Origin of the sequence: Citrobacter sp. KTE151 (assembly GCF_000398845.1) — a bacterium.
Taxonomy (GTDB): domain Bacteria; phylum Pseudomonadota; class Gammaproteobacteria; order Enterobacterales; family Enterobacteriaceae; genus Citrobacter; species Citrobacter braakii.
Map to the genome: position 1 here is coordinate 241734 of NZ_KB976064.1, position 15306 is coordinate 257039.

A 15306-nucleotide genomic window follows, 5' to 3' on the forward strand; every position below is an offset into this window, starting at 1 on the left:
CTCAGAACAAATCGCTGCGCGATTTTAATAAGCTCTCAACGTCTTTATCGACTTTGATATGGATCTCATGCTCGATTTTGACGTTCATATTAATAGTGATCGGCTCTTTAGGCGCAGCCACTTCGATTCTGGGTGTGCACCCGCTCAGCAGAGATGAAGCCAGCAGACCCAGCATGGCAGCTATCGTTTTCATTGTTGTTCCTCACATTCCTTGCCTTCCGGGCAATGGGATTCCGGCAGCGCTGCATTTTGTTCAAGCCATGCCTGTAAATTGTCGCCAAAACGCAAACTACGCCATAGCGTAAAGACGTTTTCCTCATGGGTGTAATTCAAATTAACCGTCCCCACTTTGCCATCCACCCGGCTATTGCCAGTTACGGTTGCCTGCATGGTTAAGACACCGAGATTATCCAAATTTATTTTCGTCCAGGAATGGCTTATTTCCATATAACGCAGCCAGTTAATGGCCGCACCAGCTGCCATATTATCTTTGACGACGGCATCCGCCGTGTCTTTATCAATACGCAGCGTCATAGGCCCCGGGTTGGTCAGCCAGCCGTCTTTAATGATCCACTTTTCGTTATCCAGCCATAACGGCAACGCACCGCTGACCGGGCCAGACATGGCGAATTGCTTGGGATTAACCGCGCTGATAAGCTCGCTGGAAGAGATATTTTGCACCCGTAATAATGCCGGATCGTGCTGCGGCATCCGCAGTTGTTGCATGATGACTTTGCCCCCCAGCAGTTCGGCGCTGACATCGCTTAACAGTAACGGATTGTCTTCACTCCAGGGATACGCCCCCTGTAGATCGGCGGCGATATTTTTCACCGTCACCTGATTCACCACTTCCGCAATACGCAGTGAAATAGGTCCACGCGTACCCAGTTGCCATGCGCCTTCACTAAACCGGAAAGGCAACACAAAATCGACGCCATTAATTTGGTTATCGGGCATCCAGGCGCTACCGCCTTTTAATACCCCATGGCCGCCCGCTTCAAAGCCCTGTTCCGGGGCAGCGGAAAACGCAACCTGCGCATACAGTTCACCTTCACGTAGCTTCATTTTCCAGTCTGGTGGGATGAGCGGTTGGAATACGGTGAGCGATTGTTTTGGCCACCAGGCCTGTCCGCGCAGACGGCTCCCGTCCCAACGGCCATTTACCTGTACTGGACCTATCGCGCCCGCGTGAAGCTGGCCTTTAAACTGGAAAATCGTCGGGTCGGTGCCTTCCACGCTGAACTTCAGGGTTGACGGCGGTAACACGCTCCCCCCGGTAAAGGTAGTGTTCCCTGCGTCCAGCGACAGCGCGCCGCTGAAAGTCGGTTTGTTGGCATCCCGTACCCAGACGATCGGCTCGTCCATCACCAGGCGTGGGGTTTCCACCTTCATGGTGCCGTATTGCAGGTGGTCAAATCCGGTGGAGAGATCAAAAAGCTTCAGGGTGTTGTCATGCCATTCGCCCTTACCCGCCACGTCCCAACGCGCATGCATTGGCGTAAAGCTGCCTTTGCCCCAGTACCGCCACTGCCAGCGACCCGCGTCAGGGAGAAAATCATTTGCCAGACCATCCAGATGCAATTCAAAACCGCCCATCTGGTTTTCATGCGCGCGTAATATAGCCTGCAGACGACCATCTACGCCGCGCTGTGTTACTTTTACGCCCGCCAGCGGCCAGCGAATTTCGTCAATATCCAGCGAGTCAATCACCCGTCCACGCGAACGCAGCAGCGCTCCTGGCTCGAAAGCCAACTGCGGGTCGTTCAGGCTTCCGGTGAGTCTGGCGGGTAATTTGGCGTAGAAGATCAGGTCACCCTGTTTCGCCTCGCCTATCAACTGTAACGGCATGTCGCTACTATCCACACCCAGCTTACCCGGCCCCAGCGTTAATACGGCGTTTCCTTTACCTGCATCGCCTTGGGTCAGTATGTTCAGACGCCCGCTCACCACCGCATTTTCCAGCCCGGCCTGCCAGTTTTCAACTTTCATGCCCAACCGCCCGCTGAGCGGGAATCCCTGATAAGGCCAGTTCCAGCGACCGTCGCTGATGGTTAATTGCTGGCGGGTTATTTCCCACGGAAGATCGAGCAACGGATCGGCATTGTCCCGCGCCATAACGATCAGTTGTCCGCTGTTTTCTTGCCACTCCAGTTCGGCGTCCACCAGTGAGGGCTCCTGCGGCAAGCTCAGAGTAGCAACCGCATGACCGCTCACCGGTAGTCCATCAGGAACCAGCGGCATGGTAAATTCACCGACCAGTTTTACCGGCGGTTGCCCTTCAAATGCGGCTATATCCAGCTCATTTACCGTGAGATTTTGCCCGTGCAGACGCCCCTGGAATTTCACTTTTTCCCCCTGGTAGCGCAGTTGCTGGGTCGATGGCGTTAGCGAGAGAGACAGTTTTCCCTGCCACTCCTGCCAGGGGGAGAGAATAACTTTGTCGATGTTAATCCAGGTATTGGGCAGCATCGATTGCCATTCAGCCAGCGTTTTGGGCGCTGCCGGAGACGCTTCTGTCTGCGGTAATTTAGCCAGGCAAGCGGAATCCAGCTCAATAGTCCCGACATTGAGCAACCAGCGGCTGGGATGGGAAAGATCGGCCTGAGTAATGCGCGCTAGCGGGCAATCATCGACCAGATAGCGGAGTTCCGGGATATGCAGCCCATGCCGTGTCAGCCGTGGGCTCTCATCCAGCGCGATGCGCGTGCCAACAGGTAACCAGACGCCCACCAGCGTAGGAACCCACAGGCCAAGCGTCATGACCAACGTCAGCGGCACGAGAATCAATAATAAGAGAAGTGCCAGAGCGGCTTTATATTTACCCTTCATGGGTAGTTAATATCCTGATTTAGCGAAAATTTAAGCCGGTTTAGGCCAGTATTGTGGCATGTTTAACAGGATATGCCCACATTAAGAATAAATTCCCATGAAGTATATGCACTATTTATCAATCAACGAGAATTAATAAAATAATAGTTAATTCAATTAGATAACGCATGATTTTATATGGCACGCTGTTACACGTGCCGTCGGGAATATAAAGAACTCAGACTCAATGAGGCCTCAGTTCTCCATCGCTATGTTTAGGTCCTAAACGACCTGCTTCTATCAGAATTTCCTCAATGAGCTCTTCGAGGCACTCCCTACCATGATGATCGCAGACCAGATGTACCTGCCGGGAAATCTCCTCAGGTTTCATACCATCACATAATGCCGCCTTAAGCATTAAGGTGGCCCATCGCTTTGCTTCAGAGTGAGTTAACATGACCCCTCCCGATATTTGCTACCTGTATAAGCGTAGCTGTCTGGATGTGATTCGGCTGGCTTTTTACCTGCATCGATTACGGGTATTGAGTTGGACGGAAAAATATCCAGTTGTTGAAATTGAGTAACCTGCCCACACTAACAACAGATGCGCTGAAATTATTCATTACGCCTATGACTATCAATAACTTTTTAGATTTTGTAAAATAATTTGAATTGGATTAATGTGACGTCAAAATCACTGGAGAAAGTCTTATGAAACTCGCCATCTATAGTACAAAACAGTACGACAAGAAGTATCTGCAGCAGGTTAACGAGGCTTTTGGTTTTGAACTTGAATTCTTTGACTTTCTGCTGACGGAGAAAACAGCCAAAACAGCCCATGGCTGTGAAGCCGTCTGTATCTTCGTTAACGACGATGGCAGCCGCCCGGTTCTGGAAGAGCTGAAAAAGCATGGCGTGAAATATATTGCGCTGCGTTGCGCCGGCTTCAATAACGTCGATCTCGACGCGGCAAAAGAGCTCGGCCTGCAGGTCGTCCGTGTGCCAGCCTATTCACCGGAAGCCGTCGCTGAACATGCGATTGGCATGATGATGACGTTGAATCGCCGTATTCACCGCGCCTATCAGCGTACTCGTGATGCCAACTTCTCTCTTGAGGGGCTGACCGGCTTTACCATGTATGGCAAAACAGCTGGGGTGATCGGTACCGGTAAGATTGGGATTGCGGCACTGCGGATCCTGAAAGGTTTTGGGATGCGCCTGCTGGCGTTTGATCCCTACCCAAGCGCTGCTGCACTGGAGTTAGGCGTTGAATATGTCGATCTTAAAACGCTGTTCGCGGAGTCCGATGTCATCTCCCTGCACTGTCCGTTAACGCCGGAGAATTATCACCTGCTCAATCACGAAGCCTTTGAGCAAATGAAAAATGGCGTGATGGTTATTAACACAAGCCGCGGGGCATTGATCGATTCGCAAGCCGCTATCGATGCGCTGAAAAACCAGAAAATTGGTTCTCTGGGTATGGACGTGTATGAAAACGAACGCGACCTGTTCTTTGAAGATAAATCCAATGACGTGATTCAGGATGATGTGTTCCGCCGCCTGTCGGCCTGTCATAACGTGCTGTTCACCGGTCACCAGGCGTTCCTGACGGCCGAAGCATTGACCAGCATTTCTGAGACCACGCTGCAAAATCTGGCACAGATCTCTAAAGGCGAAACCTGTCCAAACGCCCTCTTCTAATCCCTGTGCTCCCCTGGATTCAGGGGGGCATTTTCAGATAATCACCGATGCTAAAATCTTCAGTATCATTATTATATTGAATGTATTCCCGTCACAAACGTAGAGAAATTGAATGAAAAAAGTTGTCACGTTGATTGCGCTCAGCATGCTGATGGCTGGCTGTGTGAGCAATGGAAAAGTTTCCGTCAATCGCGAACAGTTGCAGCATCACCGCTTCGTTTTGCAGAGCGTGAATGGTAAAGCCGTCACCGTCGCTAATAACCCACCCGAATTGAGTTTTGGCGAAAACATGACGGTATCGGGAAAGATGTGTAATCAATTCCACGGTCAGGGCAAACTGTCCGACGGCGAGTTGAAGGTTAAAGATATGGCGATGACCCGCATGATGTGCGCCGATCCGCAGCTTAACGCGCTCGACGGGATCGTCAGCGACATGTTTAAGCAAGGCGCACAGGTCGATCTGACTGCTGACCAGTTAACACTGGCGACAGCAGAACAAACGCTGACGTATAAACTCGCGGATTTAATGTAGGAAACGCGGTGGCTTAATAGTTGCCACAGCTTCCGGCGGCAAGCGACTGCTCACTACAGCGTTTGCCGTTGGGTAACGCACACATTCCGATAGCTGAACCATCAAGCTGACGGGCAACGGAGAGCGAACCACCAATCATGGCGCAATTAGCTTCTCCAGAACTGGACATTGCGGCCTTCATCCCCGGTGCGACATGCGCGGCGGTTGCCTGCTGAACAGGTTCACTACTACAAGCCGATAATAATAACGCGGCACACCCTACCCAAAACGCTGCGCGCATCTTACTCCCCTCTGAATATTAACCAAACGACACAGCCATAAATAATAGGCAGCGGAAACACCGCCGTCGAGAGGCAATATGCGCATTTATGCGCACTGTTTACATTTTCTGGCAATTTTTTGGCTGCTCCTTTGATCAAACCATTCATTCTGTTTATTCGAGGGACACAAAAGCGAAAATCTGTCTTTAGCGCTTTTGCTAAACTAAAAGGATAACTACAGGATTCGCCGCTGTTACGCGTGTCCCTTTTTTTGCGCAATGTAAGGGTGTCAGTATGATCACAATTGACGGTAATGGTGCGGTTGCTTCGGTCGCATTTCGTACCAGCGAGGTTATCGCCATCTACCCGATTACGCCCAGTTCGACGATGGCTGAACAGGCGGATGCCTGGGCCGGGAACGGGCTTAAAAACGTGTGGGGGGATACCCCTCGTGTCGTAGAAATGCAGTCGGAAGGCGGTGCGATAGCGACCGTTCACGGCGCGTTGCAGACCGGTGCGCTCTCTACGTCGTTTACTTCATCGCAGGGCCTGTTGCTGATGATCCCGACGCTGTACAAACTGGCCGGTCAGTTGACTCCGTTTGTGCTGCACGTTGCGGCGCGTACGATTGCCACTCACGCATTATCCATCTTTGGCGATCATTCAGACGTGATGGCGGTGCGCCAAACGGGATGCGCAATGCTGTGCGCCAGCAGCGTTCAGGAAGCTCAGGACTTTGCGCTAATTTCGCAAATGGCCACCCTGAAAAGCCGGGTCCCGTTTATTCATTTCTTTGATGGTTTTCGCACATCGCATGAAATTAATAAAATAGTGCCGCTGGCTGATGACACAATCCTCGGGCTGATGCCGCAGGCGGAAATTGATGCTCACCGCGCGCGCGCACTCAACCCAGAGCATCCGGTTATTCGCGGTACGTCTGCGAACCCGGACACCTACTTCCAGTCACGCGAAGCAACAAACCCGTGGTACAACGCGGTTTACGATCACGTAGAACAGGCGATGAACGATTTCGCTGCTGCGACGGGCCGTCAGTACCAGCCATTTGAATACTACGGTCATCCGCAGGCAGAACGCGTCATTATTTTGATGGGCTCGGCGATTGGAACCAGTGAAGAAGTCGTCGAAGAGCTGCTGGCACGCGGCGAGAAAGTTGGCGTTCTGAAAGTGCGTCTGTTCCGCCCATTCTCTGCCAGACATTTACTGCGCGCCCTGCCGGAAACGGTACGGAGCATCGCCGTCCTGGATCGCACCAAAGAGCCCGGCGCGCAAGCTGAACCGTTGTATCTGGATGTAATGACCGCGCTGGCGGAAGCCTTTAACTGCGGCGAACGAGAAACGCTACCGCGCGTGATTGGCGGGCGTTATGGCCTTTCTTCCAAAGAGTTTGGCCCGGACTGCGTCATGGCGGTCTTTAATGAGCTGAGTAGCGCGAAGCCGAAATCTCGCTTTACGGTCGGTATCTATGATGATGTCACCAACCTGTCGCTACCGTTACCGGAAAACACCCTGCCCGGTACCGCGAAGCTCGAGGCACTGTTTTACGGGCTGGGCAGTGACGGTAGCGTGTCGGCCACCAAAAATAACATCAAGATTATCGGTAACTCTACGCCGTGGTATGCGCAGGGTTATTTCGTCTATGACTCGAAAAAAGCAGGCGGTCTGACGGTTTCTCACCTGCGCGTTAGTGAACAACCTATTCGCTCAGCGTATCTGGTGTCGCAAGCCGATTTTGTTGGTTGTCACCAGTTGCAATTTATCGATAAGTATCAGATGGCTGAGCGCCTGAAACCTGGCGGTATATTCCTGCTTAATACCCCGTACAGTGTGGATGAAGTCTGGACACGTCTGCCGCAGGAAGTTCAGGCTGTTCTAAATCAGAAGAAGGCGCGTTTCTACGTGATTAATGCGGCCAAAATTGCCCGCGAATGCGGTCTGGCTGCACGTATTAACACCGTTATGCAGATGGCGTTCTTCCATCTGACGCAAATCTTACCAGGCGACAGCGCTCTGGCTGAATTGCAGGGTGCGATTGCGAAAAGCTACAGCAGCAAAGGGCAGGATCTGGTTGAACGTAACTGGCAGGCGCTGGCCCTGGCGCGTGAATCCGTCGCCGAAGTGGCGCTTCAGCCAGTTGATCCACATAGCGCTAATCGCCCACCGGTGGTTTCTGATGCCGCACCTGATTTCGTGAAAACCGTCACCGCGGCGATGCTCGCCGGTCTGGGCGATGCCCTCCCCGTTTCAGCGCTGCCGCCAGACGGCACCTGGCCGATGGGCACCACGCGTTGGGAAAAACGCAATATCGCCGAAGAGATCCCCATCTGGAAAGAAGAGCTGTGTACCCAGTGCAACCACTGCGTAGCCGCCTGCCCGCACTCGGCTATCCGCGCCAAAGTGGTTTCACCAGAAGCGATGGAAAATGCCCCTGCCAGCCTGCATTCTCTGGACGTGAAATCACGCGATATGCGCGGTCAGAAATATGTCCTGCAGGTTGCGCCAGAGGATTGCACCGGGTGTAATCTGTGCGTCGAAGTATGCCCGGCGAAAGATCGCCAGAACCCGGAGATCAAGGCCATCAATATGATGTCGCGCCTTGAGCACGTGGAAGAAGAAAAAGTTAACTATGACTACTTCCTCAATCTGCCGGAAATCGATCGCACTAAACTGGAACGCATTGATATTCGTACCTCGCAGTTGATAACACCGCTGTTTGAGTACTCTGGGGCCTGCTCTGGCTGTGGTGAAACGCCGTATATCAAATTGCTTACGCAGTTGTACGGCGACCGCATGCTGATCGCCAATGCGACCGGCTGTTCATCAATTTATGGCGGTAACCTGCCCTCAACGCCTTATACCACCGACGCCAATGGTCGCGGGCCTGCGTGGGCAAACTCCCTGTTTGAGGATAACGCCGAGTTTGGGCTGGGCTTCCGCCTGACGGTGGATCAGCACCGTGTACGCGTCATGCGTTTAGTGGAACAGTTTGCCGATAACATTCCGGCTGAACTGAATGACGCCCTGCACGCTGAAGCTACGCCAGAGGTGCGCCGTGAGCAAGTTGCAGCACTGCGCCAGCACCTGAAAGATGTCGACGGCGCACAGCAGTTGTTAACCGATGCCGATGCGCTGGTCGAGAAATCTATCTGGCTGATTGGCGGTGATGGCTGGGCTTACGATATTGGTTTTGGGGGACTGGATCACGTCCTGAGCCTGACCGAGAACGTCAATATTCTGGTACTGGATACCCAGTGTTACTCCAATACAGGCGGACAAGCGTCGAAAGCTACGCCGCTCGGGGCCGTCACTAAATTTGGTGAGCATGGCAAACGCAAAGCTCGCAAAGATCTTGGCGTCAGTATGATGATGTACGGGCACGTATATGTTGCACAAATCTCTCTGGGCGCGCAGTTGAACCAGACGGTGAAAGCTATCCAGGAAGCGGAGGCCTATCCAGGTCCGTCGCTGATTATCGCGTATAGCCCATGTGAAGAGCATGGTTACGATCTCGCACTAAGCCATGATCAGATGCGTCAGCTCACGGCAACCGGGTTCTGGCCGCTGTACCGCTTTGATCCACGTCGAGCAGATGAAGGTAAGCTGCCGCTGGCGCTGGACTCTCGCCCACCGTCAGACGCCCTGGCCGAAACATTGCTTAACGAGCAGCGCTTCCGTCGCCTGAATGCCCAACAGCCAGAAGTCGCAGAACAGCTCTGGAAAGACGCCGCAGCCGATCTGCAAAAACGCTACGACTTCCTTGCGCAGTTGGCAGGAAAAGCGGAAAAGAGCGGTACCGAGTAATGCGTTTATCTCAGTATTAACCTGGAACCAAAAAAAAAAGCCCGAACAGTTGTTCGGGCTTGTCAATTTATTCGCTGGCTAATTAATAATAGCTATCAATACGTCAACGAAAAATAAAACGTGACAATAAAGGCATATAACAGGCGCAGAATAGCCCAACACAATTCACTTGTATAATTTTTATTTTATATATTTACCATCCATACATTCACCACAATTATCATCATTTCCGTAGAATTATTTCTTTAAGGTTTTACTTAAGGCGTAACAATTCATATTTATCCCTTTACGGAACTTCTCCTTTAGCATGCTTTTACTCCCTACATGGGTAGTCACAGGTTAATAAAAAAACTAAAGGATTATTTCAATGAACAGAAAAGTACTGGCTCTCGTAATTCCTGCCCTGCTGGCTGCAGGCGCTGCTCACGCGGCTGAAGTTTATAATAAAGACAGCAACAAATTAGATCTCTATGGCAAAGTAGACGGCCTGCATTATTTCTCTGATGACACTAACAGTGATGGCGATCAGACTTATATGCGTATGGGCTTCAAAGGCGAAACTCAGGTTAACGATATGATCACCGGTTACGGCCAGTGGGAATATCAGGTTCAGGCTAACGGCACCGAAGGTGATAAAGGCGACTCCTGGACTCGTCTGGCATTCGCAGGTATTAAAGTCGGCGACTACGGCTCATTCGACTACGGCCGTAACTACGGCGTAATGTACGACGTTGAAGGCTGGACCGATATGCTGCCAGAATTCGGTGGCGACTCTTACACCAAAGCAGACAACTTCATGACCGGTCGTGCGAACGGCGTGGCGACCTACCGTAATACCGACTTCTTTGGTCTGGTTGACGGTCTGAACGTGGCGTTGCAGTATCAGGGCGCGAACGAAAATCAGTCACCAGAGCAGGAAGGCACCAATAACGGTGGCGACGATCGTAACATGAAGAACTCCAACGGTGACGGCTTCGGTATCTCCTCGACCTACGATTTGGGTATGGGTGTAAGCTTCGGTGCAGCATATACCTCTTCTGACCGTACTAACGAGCAGGTTAACGATTCTACCGCGGGCGGTGATAAAGCTGACGCGTGGACAGTCGGTCTGAAATACGACGCGAACAACATCTACCTGGCAACCATGTACTCCGAAACCCGCAACATGACCCCTTATGGTGGCTCAAACGGTAGTGATAATACGATTGCCAACAAAACTCAGAACTTTGAAGTGACTGCGCAATACCAGTTCGACTTCGGTCTGCGTCCGGAAGTTTCTTTCCTGATGTCTAAAGGTAAGGATCTGGGTGTAAACGGATCTGATGGCGACCAGGATCTGGTGAAATATGCATCCGTTGGCGCTACTTACTACTTCAACAAAAACTTCTCCACCTATGTTGATTACAAAATAAACCTGCTGGATGAAGATAAAAACTTCTACAGCCAAAACGACATCTCTACCGATGACGTAGTAGCACTGGGTATGGTTTACCAGTTCTAATCCGTCAGCCCGCTGGCAACAGCGGGCTCTCTTTATGTTCTAACAATTCTGTTTTATCCAGATCAAAACATTATATCTGTTGCGCTAAAACACATCTCTGATAGATGATATCTTGCATTAAGACCTGTAGTAGAGGATACCTGCAATGAATCATCATCCTGTAAAATCATCCCGTATTGCATCCGTCGGCTATGACGAATCCTCCCGCACGCTAGAAATTCGCTTTCACCAGTTGTCTACTCTGCAATATCAGCATGTCCCTGCTCGTATTTTTCGTGATTTCCTGAGCGTCGTTTCTAAAGGTCGATTTTACGATGGAGTAATAAAAGGAAAGTTTCCTGAAATAAAAATAAAGTGATGCCAAAATGTGATCTTTGTCATTGTACATAAAGTGCCATTACGCGGTAAGCTTTGGGTGGATACTTAAACAGGAGGTTTTATGAACAGAACGATTCTTGTACCCATCGATATTTCAGACTCAGAATTAACTCAACGTGTTATTGCCCATGTTGAAGCAGAGGCAAAAATTGACGATGCACAGGTTCATTTTTTGACCGTAATTCCGTCACTGCCCTATTATGCTTCCCTGGGATTGGCCTACTCGGCAGAGTTACCGGCCATGGAAGATCTGAAAGCCGAAGCAAAATCTCAACTGGAAGAGATTATCAAGAAGTTCAATATCCCAACGGACAGAGTGCACGTTCATGTCACAGAAGGTGCGCCAAAAGATAAGATTCTGGAGATGGCCAAAAAATTACCGGCTGATATGGTCATTATTGCCTCACATCGACCTGACATCACCACCTACCTGCTGGGGTCTAACGCCGCAGCCGTGGTGCGTCATGCGGAGTGTTCGGTACTGGTAGTCCGCTAAGCTGTCTGGCCCGCACATCGCTGCGGGCTTTTTTGTTTCTACCTCTTATACCCCACGATTCCCGTCCTAAATGTGCTGACATTTTTCCCGCTTATCCGTACCATACACGCCACAGTTTTTATATCAGACTTCTTTTGCCGGACCATCCGGCGTGATGCATACTCTTCTGATGCCACACTATGCATTGAGCCTCTATTAAATGTCGCAAAATCAAGAGATTAGTTGGGATAAACCGCCACTCATTAATACTCTCGTTTAGACTGCAGCCACCAGCAAAATGTTTAAACCACTCACCCAGCTAATCCAGCCAATATGACGCAGCATTACATGCCTAATCTTAAGTATTCTTTTCCATCAACTAATCTCACCATTCTGTATGATTCTTAGCCCCTCCTTTGCTTTTGCCGTCTGTTTTCAAAAGGACTTAAAAATACTCATCTACACATTTTTATTGCCGATAACTTTAGTATCAAACTCACGTCATAAAATACTGATGGCCGGCAGGCAAGGAATAACATGAAACTGATCAATTACGATAAAAATGCACTTCAGCAAATCCACGACTGGAAAAACCCACAACGCGGTTTTCTGGCTAAATCATTTGATTTAATCAGTAAACCTCTTAACAGCGCCGGAGAGTTGATGCTTTCTACACCAGTCGTCGGCGAAGCCATTCAATCTTCTGTGCAGGGTCTGGTGGGAGTCTGTAACGATGCCGCACTGTGGTCAGTGCGACCAGAGGCGATTTTCGAAGAGTTCCGTAATGACGGGCATGTCCACATCAATCAATATGAAGATATTGAAACGTTACGTCTTGAGGACATCGATAAAACCGTTGGCTGGCTGGCAGCTAAGTATAAGGGCATCGCACTGGCGGAAGGTGCAGGCACGGGCATGATGGGGATTGCAGGGATGGCTATCGATATACCTACTCTCATTACATTGAATCTACGAGCCATTGGCGAATATGCGACGTATTACGGTTTTGATATAACCCGTCAAGAAGAACGACTTTTTGCCTTTAATATTTTGGGGCTATCTTCTGCTTCATCGACTATGGCGAAAAATGTCGCCATGGCACAACTGGTAAAAATATCGCAACAGGTCGCCAAGAAAGTGGTCTGGGAAGAGTTGGAAAAACAAGTGTTTGTGAAGATTATTAAGCAGATTGCCAACAGTCTGGGGATTCGACTCACCAAAGCAAAACTAGCTCAAACGATTCCCGTCGCAGGCGCGGCCGTTGGCGGAGGTTATAACGCCTATTTCACCAGTAACGTCTGCGAAGCGTCCTACCATCTATATCGTGAGCGCTTCCTGGCGATGAAATACGATCCGTCTGTGATTGATCTCACGGTAAAGCCTGCGGATGATTTTTTCCCCGGCGACGGCGATCCGGTTTTCGAATGAGCAAAATATCCTCCGGCATAGCCGGAGGTTTTTCTGATACGCCTATCAGGCTCTGTTACCAGCCGCGTCCTAACAGGCGCATACGATCTGACATTTGCATCAAACTTAGTTAATTACGGCCCGTAAACGGGCTATCCGGATACGAGAGTTATAACTGCTCATACAACATCAGACTGCTTTCCCCTTTCAGATCTCCCATAAAGCCGGATACGCTCATCTTCGGTAGGATTTCCAGAAGTATATGGATGTGATCCGCACACATTCTGCTTCTAGAACATTCACACTTCTCTATTCGCACAGCTTTCTTAAGATGCTGCCAATCGCTTTACGGAACCTCCAGCCTAGCTGGAGGTTTTCTGTGCACAATGAAAAAGGCCGCCATGTAGCAGCCATTATTTATCTATTTTCAACTATCAGACAAAAATCACATCAGATGATTGCCTGGAAGTGTGATGCTTAAGCAAAACTACAGTGCGATTAAACAAAAAAAAACCGCTGCTATCACGGTACACAGCGGTAAATAAACTAATTTATTATAGTAATTATAACTACGAGTTAACTATTGCATATATGAATAACCACTTCAAACATAGGAATTAGTCACTTTTGGACATTGTGTTGTTCTCTCACTCTTATGCCCCGTAGTGAGGATTGGTTGCGGTGGCCTTTCGTATAGACCAAGGGGGATAAAATATGTACTATTGCCTTCCTTCAGAAAAATAGACTGCTCACCCGTTGTTATTATGAAAATCATCCTCGTTACGATGTTATCATCACTAATTCTCATAGCTGGGTGTGATGAAAAAAAAGAAGTTAAAGTAGATGCTGAATGCTACTTTTCATCCACGAAATCAAGTGCTCGCCATTTCACGGATGGTAGCGCTACTGAGCTTGAGCTGGATTACGAGGGTAATAAAATGAGTGGTTGGGCCTGGGTGAAGAGAGTGACTGATTCCATATCAGATGCTACATGCCATGAAGTAAATCCAGATTAAAACTAAGTTAAACATGCCGCATTAAGCGGCATGTTTAACTGTTCAGGGCACGACTGGTTTCGACGGCATAATCCGGGTTGATTGGCACTCACTAATGCCTCAACGAACGGCGCTAGTGCCGAGTTAACTCTCGCTATCTCTTTTATGCAACAGAGGAGCTTTATTCATAACATCAGGAACACACCCTGTTTTAACAATAATGCCTGGGTTACCAACGACAACTGAATAGGGAGGGATATTGCCTGTCACAAATGATCCCGCAGCAATTTTACTCCCGCGACCTATAATAACCCCACCTACAATGACAGCATTTGGACCAATCCAGACATCATCCTCAATAACTGGGTAGCCTGTTACGCGGCTTCCATTTTCTAAAACTTTATCGCGTTGGCCGATAGTTACACCATGAAACAAAGTAACGTTCTCTCCAATTTTGGCTTCCGGTGATATTACTATCCCCCACCCATGAGTAATCGCCAGCCCTGCACCAACCCGTGTTCTTGATGGAAAGTCCATTGACCCCATATGAGCAGACCATCGATGTAATACTTTAAATGGGTATAACATTAGGCGGAATGGTGTTCTAGAAACGGCGCAAAATTGGCATAACCGCATGAATACGATGATGCGGAAGGTTCTGCGGGTTAATGTGCCAACAAAGAGTTTTCTCCATGAGAAATAACCAAATTCGCGGTGAGTATCGGCTTTAATTTTGTCTAATGCCATCATGTTATCTCGTTGTACAACGAATCAAATCTGGATAGGTCGGGTAACTCCTTGATACTCTCACCAGAATTATGCAAAGCGACAAAATCTGAACAGGATGATAATTTCGCCTGGTTTCCATCACTCAAAACAACTGTTAATGGTGAATTATCGATAATGAGTTCATTAGCAGCAGAACTGTTAAAACTAAAAAGTAACGTCGCGATGGCTACAGCAATATATTTCATATAATCTCCATACGTGAGATACGATCATTTTCATCCTTCGATATCATAAAGATAATAGCGAAGAAAAAATAGTTTTTATTTTTACCCTGCACATAGATTTATCAGCACACCCAGCACTACGTTTATTGGAGGCCACAATAAAAGTTAACTTATCAACATTAAGCTCATTCAACACTTATTTCAAAATTCTAAACAATTGTAGCCTGATCACTTACTAAGCAATAGTACACAATTCTCTTGATTGTAGGCTGCCCCCCGTTTTTAGGTATTGTAGGTTCGTTTGGGTCGTAAATATTGCCTGCGCGCTGAGTTTCAACCATAGTTATCCATTGAAGGATACGTCCGACAAGAATCCGTTTATCTGTCCAGATTCTTTCCGTCATGAAATACCACGTCATAGGGATTATACTTCCCATAAGTTTGGGTCTATATTCCTCGTTCGGAATATTATGATAT

General features: G+C 49.1%; 13 protein-coding genes and 1 pseudogene. 8 read left to right on the forward strand and 6 right to left on the reverse strand.

Features of this window, described 5'->3' with window-relative positions; genetic code table 11:
* Position 1: 1 nt before the first annotated feature.
* Together WC7_RS13505 and WC7_RS13500 are read right to left on the reverse strand one after the other, a co-directional pair.
* Positions 2–193 (reverse strand): YnbE family lipoprotein, encoded by a 192-nt coding sequence (locus WC7_RS13505; RefSeq protein ID WP_016153183.1) that lies wholly within the window; start codon positions 191–193, stop codon positions 2–4.
* Entirely contained in the window at positions 190–2829 is a 2640-nt protein-coding gene (locus WC7_RS13500) for a YdbH family protein (RefSeq protein WP_016153184.1), read from the reverse strand. The genes WC7_RS13505 and WC7_RS13500 overlap by 4 nt, the downstream gene beginning before the upstream one ends.
* Positions 2830–3519: 690 nt before the next feature.
* Here WC7_RS13500 and WC7_RS13490 point away from each other — a divergent pair.
* Together WC7_RS13490 and hslJ are read left to right on the forward strand one after the other, a co-directional pair.
* On the forward strand, positions 3520–4509 hold the full coding sequence (locus tag WC7_RS13490) for a 2-hydroxyacid dehydrogenase (protein WP_003833196.1): 990 nt from the start codon (positions 3520–3522) through the stop codon (positions 4507–4509).
* Between the two features lie 112 nt (positions 4510–4621).
* Positions 4622–5041 (forward strand): heat shock protein HslJ, encoded by a 420-nt coding sequence (gene hslJ / locus WC7_RS13485; RefSeq protein WP_016153186.1) that lies wholly within the window; start codon positions 4622–4624, stop codon positions 5039–5041.
* A 13-nt stretch (positions 5042–5054) separates the two neighbouring features.
* On the opposite strand, the gene WC7_RS25495 is transcribed toward hslJ, so the two are convergent.
* Positions 5055–5321, reverse strand: coding sequence for a putative hemolysin (locus WC7_RS25495; protein WP_003020360.1), 267 nt, complete (start codon positions 5319–5321; stop codon positions 5055–5057).
* 274 nt (positions 5322–5595) lie between these two features.
* Between WC7_RS25495 and nifJ the strand changes: the two genes are divergently transcribed.
* The 5 genes from nifJ (at position 5596) to WC7_RS13465 (ending at position 12902) form a co-directional block, all read left to right on the forward strand.
* A complete protein-coding gene (nifJ, locus tag WC7_RS13480; RefSeq protein ID WP_016153187.1) occupies positions 5596–9120 on the forward strand; it encodes a pyruvate:ferredoxin (flavodoxin) oxidoreductase in 3525 nt (1174 codons plus the stop codon).
* Positions 9121–9487: 367 nt separating this feature from the next.
* A complete protein-coding gene (gene ompC, locus WC7_RS13475; RefSeq protein ID WP_016153188.1) occupies positions 9488–10621 on the forward strand; it encodes a porin OmpC in 1134 nt (377 codons plus the stop codon).
* Between the two features lie 145 nt (positions 10622–10766).
* Positions 10767–10979, forward strand: coding sequence for a KTSC domain-containing protein (locus tag WC7_RS25505; RefSeq protein ID WP_016153189.1), 213 nt, complete (start codon positions 10767–10769; stop codon positions 10977–10979).
* A gap of 81 nt (positions 10980–11060) precedes the next feature.
* Positions 11061–11495, forward strand: coding sequence for a universal stress protein UspF (gene uspF / locus WC7_RS13470; RefSeq protein ID WP_016153190.1), 435 nt, complete (start codon positions 11061–11063; stop codon positions 11493–11495).
* 516 nt (positions 11496–12011) lie between these two features.
* Positions 12012–12902, forward strand: a complete 891-nt coding sequence (locus tag WC7_RS13465; RefSeq protein WP_016153191.1) for an EcsC family protein — start codon at positions 12012–12014, stop codon at positions 12900–12902.
* Between the two features lie 154 nt (positions 12903–13056).
* On the opposite strand, the pseudogene WC7_RS25510 reads toward WC7_RS13465, so the two are convergent.
* Positions 13057–13232 (reverse strand): annotated as a pseudogene (locus WC7_RS25510) (transposase); the annotation flags it as partial.
* A 413-nt stretch (positions 13233–13645) separates the two neighbouring features.
* Here WC7_RS25510 and WC7_RS27115 point away from each other — a divergent pair.
* Entirely contained in the window at positions 13646–13897 is a 252-nt protein-coding gene (locus WC7_RS27115; RefSeq protein WP_131345881.1) for a hypothetical protein, read from the forward strand.
* Between the two features lie 123 nt (positions 13898–14020).
* Here WC7_RS27115 and WC7_RS13460 read toward each other — a convergent pair whose 3' ends face one another.
* Both WC7_RS13460 and WC7_RS13455 read right to left on the reverse strand, forming a co-directional pair.
* Positions 14021–14626 carry a serine acetyltransferase gene (locus tag WC7_RS13460; RefSeq protein ID WP_016153192.1) on the reverse strand — a complete coding sequence of 202 codons (606 nt, stop codon included), beginning with the start codon at positions 14624–14626 and terminating at the stop codon, positions 14021–14023.
* Positions 14623–14850 (reverse strand): hypothetical protein, encoded by a 228-nt coding sequence (locus WC7_RS13455; RefSeq protein ID WP_016153193.1) that lies wholly within the window; start codon positions 14848–14850, stop codon positions 14623–14625. Before WC7_RS13455 ends, WC7_RS13460 begins: the two co-directional genes overlap by 4 nt.
* Positions 14851–15306: the final 456 nt, after the last annotated feature.